At 64.3% G+C, this 6,201-nt stretch carries 6 protein-coding genes and 1 rRNA gene; 2 read left to right on the forward strand and 5 right to left on the reverse strand.

Going from position 1 to position 6,201, the window contains the following annotated elements; translation table 11 throughout:
- A 16S ribosomal RNA gene (locus tag I71_RS24555) occupies positions 1-171 on the reverse strand; the annotation flags it as partial.
- Between the two features lie 722 nt (positions 172-893).
- Here I71_RS24555 and I71_RS24560 point away from each other — a divergent pair.
- The gene (locus I71_RS24560) at positions 894-2,270 is read left to right on the forward strand and encodes a peptidoglycan DD-metalloendopeptidase family protein (RefSeq protein ID WP_042699806.1); all 1,377 of its coding nucleotides are present in this window, start codon (positions 894-896) and stop codon (positions 2,268-2,270) included.
- 58 nt (positions 2,271-2,328) lie between these two features.
- On the opposite strand, the gene I71_RS38485 is transcribed toward I71_RS24560, so the two are convergent.
- The 4 genes from I71_RS38485 to I71_RS24575 all read right to left on the reverse strand — a co-directional run bounded on the left by I71_RS38485 (position 2,329) and on the right by I71_RS24575 (position 5,172).
- The gene (locus I71_RS38485; protein ID WP_158285610.1) at positions 2,329-2,502 is read right to left on the reverse strand and encodes a hypothetical protein; all 174 of its coding nucleotides are present in this window, start codon (positions 2,500-2,502) and stop codon (positions 2,329-2,331) included.
- 103 nt (positions 2,503-2,605) lie between these two features.
- On the reverse strand, positions 2,606-3,565 hold the full coding sequence (locus I71_RS24565) for a GNAT family N-acetyltransferase (RefSeq protein WP_042699809.1): 960 nt from the start codon (positions 3,563-3,565) through the stop codon (positions 2,606-2,608).
- 29 nt (positions 3,566-3,594) lie between these two features.
- Entirely contained in the window at positions 3,595-4,455 is an 861-nt protein-coding gene (gene motA, locus I71_RS24570) for a flagellar motor stator protein MotA (RefSeq protein WP_042699811.1), read from the reverse strand.
- Between the two features lie 378 nt (positions 4,456-4,833).
- Positions 4,834-5,172: a hypothetical protein gene (locus I71_RS24575; protein ID WP_083897382.1), complete on the reverse strand. Its 339-nt coding sequence runs from the start codon at positions 5,170-5,172 to the stop codon at positions 4,834-4,836.
- A gap of 421 nt (positions 5,173-5,593) precedes the next feature.
- Here I71_RS24575 and I71_RS24580 point away from each other — a divergent pair, with 421 nt between their 5' ends.
- A complete protein-coding gene (locus tag I71_RS24580) occupies positions 5,594-6,097 on the forward strand; it encodes a glutathione peroxidase (protein WP_375731219.1) in 504 nt (167 codons plus the stop codon).
- Positions 6,098-6,201: the final 104 nt, after the last annotated feature.

Below are 6,201 nucleotides of genomic sequence, written 5' to 3' on the forward strand. Positions count from 1 at the left end.
GGGGGACGTATCCGGTGTTAGCGTCCGTTTCCAGACGTTATTCCGAACCGAAAGGCAGGTTCCCACGTGTTACTCACCCGTGCGCCACTAAGGCCGAAGCCTTCGTTCGACTTGCATGTGTTAGGCATGCCGCCAGCGTTCGTTCTGAGCCAGGATCAAACTCTCAGGTTCAGATCGTGACCAAAGTCACGACTGACAGGACCGCCGATAGCGATCTCCTGAAACGTCGATACTGTTCACAGTTTCTCTGCTCAAAAGATGCACAGACGATCCTCATTGTGCCGATCCCCAAAAGAGCCAACACCACAAGGCCGCAACGGCTACCAACTGCCGCCGCCTGCGCATCCCTTCTCACAACACGGTATAAACTTGTCAAAGAACCCGCAGCACTGAAACGTGCCGCACCGGCCGCTCTTCCGCTTCCCCTTCTTCAGAGGATCGGACAAGAGTATGCCGGAGGTATTTCGGTCGAAACCGGAAGATTAAACAGCTAAGTCGCTGTTTTCTTTATCCGTTTCTCCTTCAGCGCCGCGCTTCGTTCAGCGCCCCGCCGTCGGTGGAGCGGGTTATAGGCGCCCTCCCCCAAACCATGCAAGCGCTTTTTTGCGCTTCGATGAAAAATTCCTGACAGTTCGTTTTTCATCCGAGCCTGCACCGGATTCGGTGTAAGGGAACGCCCCACCAACCGCGGCATGACCGGCAACTGTCCGGGCACGCCAATCGATAGTGTCCCCATTGGGATGTTCCCAAGGGGCTCACCCCTGCGGTCTTGTGTCGGTTGACAGGGTCGGATCGGTCCAGCATCGTCCGATCGATCAGCTTAACACCTTATGGTGATAGCCATCGCCGGCGGCCTGCCGGGCCGCCCCAGGGGTTACAGGAGGAGGACGACGGTGCGTTCGAGGCTCTCCCGCCTTCCCACGCTCGCCTTGCTTGCCATCATCACGGCCGGTGCGCTGACGCCTGCGACGGTCGTCGCGCGCAACACCGATGCGCCGAATGGCCGGGCTCCCAATACCTATAAGCCGGCGGTGAAGCCGAACCCGGGTACGGAGTCCGAGGCCAAGGACGATGCCGGGAATGACGGCCAGGCCGCCGGACCGGTCGACCGCCGCACCCTGTCCATCGGTCGCGGCGACACGCTGATGGATCTGCTGGCCACCGCCAACGTCCCGACCAACGACGCCCACGATGCCGTCGCCGCCCTCCGGGACATCTACAACCCGCGCCACATCCAGGCCGGCCAACATGTGACCGTCCTGTTCGAACCGCGCCGCGGCGGTACTCGCAAGTTCGTCGGCTTCGAGTTCGCCCCCGATCCGCTGCGGTCGGTGTCGATCGCGCGCAAGGGCGATGCCGGCTTCACCTCCAGCCAGACCGAGAAGCCGGTGACGCGCAAACCGGTGGCGGCGCAGGGTGTCATCCGTTCCAGCCTGTTCGAGGCGGGGGCGCAGGCTGGGGTTCCGATCTCGGTGATGATGGCCTTCATCCAGAACTTCTCCTACGACGTCGATTTCCAGCGCGACCTCCAGCCGGGCGACCGGTTCGAGATCCTCTATGAAAAGCTGGTCACCGCCGAAGGCACCCAGGCCGGCGAGGGCGAGTTGCTGTACGCCTCGCTGACGCTGAGCGGCGACGACATGCCGATCTACCGCTTCAAGGGCCGCGACGGGCGGATCGACTATTACAATGGCGACGGTGAGAGCATCCGCCGCGCCCTGCTGCGCACGCCCATCGACGGCGCCCGCATCACGTCGGGCTTCGGCATGCGCCACCACCCGATCCTGGGCTTCAGCAAGATGCACAAGGGCGTGGATTTCGCGGCACCGACCGGAACACCGATCTACGCGGCCGGCCGCGGCACCATCGAGATCGCCGAGCGCAGCAGCTCCTACGGCAACTATGTCCGCATCCGCCACAACACCGAGATCTCGACCGCATACGCTCATATGAGCCGCTTCGCCAAGTCAATCGGCCGCGGCGCGCGGGTCGACCAGGGCGACATCATCGGCTATGTCGGTACCACCGGCCGCTCCACCGGGCCGCACCTGCATTATGAGGTGCTGAAGGCCGGGCATCAGGTGAATCCGCGTTCCGTCGATCTGCCGACCGGCGAGAAGCTGGAGGGGCGGGAGCTTCAAGCCTTCCAACAGGCCCGGCGGTCGATCGAGAAGATGTTCGAGGAAAGCCGCGGCGGCATGCAACTGGCCCGCACCCCGGCGCCGGCCTCGACCGAAGAAAAGGGCTGCAACAAGGCGAACAGCTGCTGACCGGCCGGTGAACGGAACGCGGTGAGCGAAACACCGGCGGCAGGGTCCGCCGGCACGCCTATTCCTTGTTCATCATGTTGCGGATGGCGCCGACGAACTGGCGGGCTGTGTCTTCGTTTTCCAGCATCTTCTGCAGCCTGTCGCGGATGATCATCGCCTTCGGCCGCTGCTGCATGGCGCGTTCGATGGCGACGTCGGCTTCGCCGGGCTTCAGGGGTTCGAGGTCTGACATGGCGGACATCCCGTGCGGAAGAGGTGTTGAGTCAGCACGCAGGTAAGGATAACCGGAACCGCCTTGGCCATCATCAGGCAAAGCATCTCAACAATAAAGCATTTCAACGATACTGCCCGACGGTCTCCACCGCCTCGCCGCCGGTGCCGAGCTTGAACTCGGTGACGCCGGGGGCGGTGTCGGGGTTGATGCCGCCGAGGTCGAGCGAGCGGACGCCACGCTGCTTCAATTCCCGCATCGCCTTCCACAGCACCAGACGTGTAGCACCGTTCTTTCGCCCCGCCTCGCTGGCCCAGCTGATCTGACTGGTGGCGCAGACGCCATGGCGGAAGAACAGCCAGCAGGCGGCCGGCGTGCGCCCCTCAAGCGCCGTCACCATCAGCGCGCCGTCGTTGGGACTGCCACCCTTGACCATGGCGTTGCGCAGACGGACGGCCAGCGGCCCGGTCATGGCCCGGAAGCCCTTGTCGCGTGCCTGGTCATGCTCAAGCTTCATCAGCCAGGGCAGGTTGTCGGCCTTCCAATCGACGTCGAGGACGAGGCCGGCCTTCTCCGCCCCGCGCAGGCGCTTGCGCCAGTCGCGCGCGAAGCCGGCATGCATCGCCTCCTCGCTCCGGGTCAGGTCCAGCCAGACCGTCCGATAACCGGGACCGACCTTGCGGAAGCCGCAGCGGGCGAGCAACGCTTCGTTCTCCGGTCCGGCCGGGAGTTCCGGCAGCAGGTTCGCCCGGCTGAGCGGGTTGCCCGGACAGGCGCGGCGCAGCAGGCGGAACACCGCCTCAAGCGTGTCGGCATCGGGGATCGTGCCGTCCAGCCAGAGCGGACCACGGTAGCATTGCCGGTCATGGAACAGCTTCAACATGCGGCGGTCGAGCGTCTGGACCAGCCCGAGCGGCTCGCCGTCGCGGCGGATTACGCCCAGGCGCGGAACATGGCCATAGGTGCGGCCCATGGCACGGCCATAGGCGAAGCTCTGCAACAGGGTGGAGCGGGGAACCCGGGCGAACAGCCCATCCCAGTCGCCGACGGTGCCCTCGTTCCAGGCGATGTCGATGTCCGGCATCGGTGTCTTCCGAAGGATCAGGGGCCGGATCAGGCGGGCGGCAGGGCGGAGGTCGCCTCTTCCACCTGGGCGAAGGTCGGACGATATTCCGGTTCCAGCACGTTGCGGGCGTATTCGACCGAAATGGCCGGGGCGTAGCCGGACAGGTGGGCGATCAGCCCGGTTTTCATCGCCTGATAATATTTGCCTTCGGCGTGATAGACGTTCTTCAGACCGCTGGCGATGGGAGCGAGGAAGCCGTAGGCGACCAGAATGCCGGTGAAGGTGCCGACCAGCGCACCGCCGATCAGCTTGCCCAGCACCTCGGGCGGTTCGGTGATCGAGCCCATGGTGTGAATCACGCCCAGCACCGCCGCCACGATGCCCAACGCCGGCACGGCGTCGGCCACCGCCTGGATGGCGTCGGCGATGCGCTGGTGTTCGTGGTGCATCGTCTCGATGTCCTCGTCCATCAGGTCGACCAGCTCATGCGGGTTGTCCGCGCCGAGCGACATCAGACGGAGATAGGTGCAGAGGAAGGCGATGGCATGGTGGTCGCCGTAGAATTTCGGGAACTGCTGGAAAAGCGGGGAGTCTTCCGGCTTCTCGATATGCTGTTCCAGTGCAAGCAGCCCCTTGGTCTTCGCGATCTTGAAAACCTGGTACATCATGGTGAGGACTTCCAGGAAGTCCTCCTTCTTGTATTTCGGGCCCTTGAACAGGTGGCCCAGCTCCTTGCCGGTGTGGGTGACCACCGATTTCGGGTTGCCGATGAAGAAGGCGCCGGCACCGGAACCCAGGATGATCATGAACTCGAACGGCATCCACAGCACGCCCAAATGGCCACCGCCGAGGATGTAGCCACCGAACACGCTGAAGATCACGATGCCGAAGCCGATCATCACGAACATTCGGTCTCTCCCTTCCCATACCGGCCACCGGCCCGACCACGGACCGCAAGACGCTTCCGGCCGACAGATGGCCGTACATCCGTTGAGTTTCCGTGAATCACCCGAACGGCCTACCGCCTTCGCGACAGGCCGCGCGATCCTAGCGGTGCGGGCGGGCCCTGTCACGAAGGGACTGAGGACTCAGGGTTTCCAACAGGTGCGAGGCGGATGGAGGGCCGCGCAGCGGGCGGACCGCATGCCGATGCCCGGCAAGACGCAGCCGGAACGGGAAGGAAGGGCACAGGATGGTCACAGTCCGGGCCCCGTGCCGCCGACAGTGAAACGCCCCGGCCTCCGGCTGTGACCGGATCGCCGGGGCATTTGATCAGTCAAAGAACGTTAACGAAGCGGAATATTCATCTGGACGCTGACGCCCGGCTGCGGCGGCGGGGCGTAGACAACCGCGGGCGGCGCATAGGACGGGGCATAGACGACGCGCGGCGGAGGCGGCGGAGCCGGCACAACGACAACCGGCGGCGGCGACGCGCCATAGATGACGACAGGGCCATCATCATGGTGATGCCTCTTGTGATGTCCCCAGGCATGGCCGCGACCATGCTCCCCCGGATCGGCAAGTGAGGGAGTTGCCAGTGCGGCGCCAAGAAGCAGCACGGCTCCAACGACGGCTGTGGCCTTCACCGCGGCATGGCCCGCCCGGCGCATTGTCGTCCACGGCATCCGGGGGTCCTGCATGATGGCTCCGGCATTCATCGACCTGATCTCCTGGAATGAACTCACATCGGCAACGGCAACCGCGGACGCCGGTGGACCGGCCCCATACCTCTTTCGATGGGATGGACTCTTATGCTCAGGCTGATGCTGGGCCGGGTGGGACATTTTTGTGGCGCTGTGCGGTGGACGGATGAGGGTCGGACAGCCGGCGGCGGGAGACCACCGTCCCTCCTCGATACAGGAAGCTGTTGATTGAAGGCCGCCACGGCTACCCGTCAGAAAGGGGTAGGCCGGATGTGACGGGTGGGTTACCGACCCCATCATGAATCACATCATGATCCGATGGGCACCGGGCCTCGTATCACGCATCGTAAGAGTAAGGATGCAGAGTCCCCCCACTCCCCCGATCAACCGCCGAGCCACGCCAATGACCGTCCGAGCCCGCCTTCGCACCGTCGCCATGGCGGCGGTTCTCTCCATGATGGGAGCAGCCAGCGCCATGGCCGCAAGCGACGCCTACGACTTCACCTTCCAGGGCATCGACGGCAAGCCGCTGCCGCTGTCGCAGTTCAAGGGGAAGGTCATCCTGGTGGTCAACACCGCCTCGCAATGCGGCTTCACCCCGCAATACAAGGGCCTGGAGGCGCTATGGCAGCGCTACCGAGACCGCGGGCTGGTGGTGGTCGGCGTGCCATCCGACGACTTCGGTGGGCAGGAACCGGGAAACGCCAGCCAGATCAAGGATTTCTGCGAGGTCAATTACAGCATCGACTTCCCGATGGCGGACAAGACGGTGGTCTCGGGCGACAGTGCCCATCCCTTCTACCGCTGGGCGGCCGACGAGCTGGGCTTCCTTGCCAAGCCGCGCTGGAACTTCCACAAATATCTGGTGGGACCGGACGGCAGCTGGTGTCCTGGTTCTCCACCATGACCGACCCGGAGTCGGACAAGGTGCGCGCGGCGATCGAGACGCTGTTGCCGGAGAAGGCGCCGAAGTCTTAAACTGCTATCCTTACTCCACGCCTGCCGCAGGGC

Source organism: Azospirillum sp. B506, assembly GCF_000333595.1.
Lineage (GTDB): Bacteria > Pseudomonadota > Alphaproteobacteria > Azospirillales > Azospirillaceae > Azospirillum.

Coding starts and splice junctions, on each gene's coding strand:
- I71_RS38485 (WP_158285610.1), bottom strand. CDS start 2,502: ATGTCAGACCTCGAACCCCTGAAGCCCGGCGAAGCCGACGTCGCCATC.
- I71_RS24565 (WP_042699809.1), bottom strand. CDS start 3,565: ATGCCGGACATCGACATCGCCTGGAACGAGGGCACCGTCGGCGACTGG.
- motA (WP_042699811.1), bottom strand. CDS start 4,455: ATGTTCGTGATGATCGGCTTCGGCATCGTGATCTTCAGCGTGTTCGGT.
- I71_RS24575 (WP_083897382.1), bottom strand. CDS start 5,172: ATGCCGTGGACGACAATGCGCCGGGCGGGCCATGCCGCGGTGAAGGCC.
- I71_RS24580 (WP_375731219.1), top strand. CDS start 5,594: ATGACCGTCCGAGCCCGCCTTCGCACCGTCGCCATGGCGGCGGTTCTC.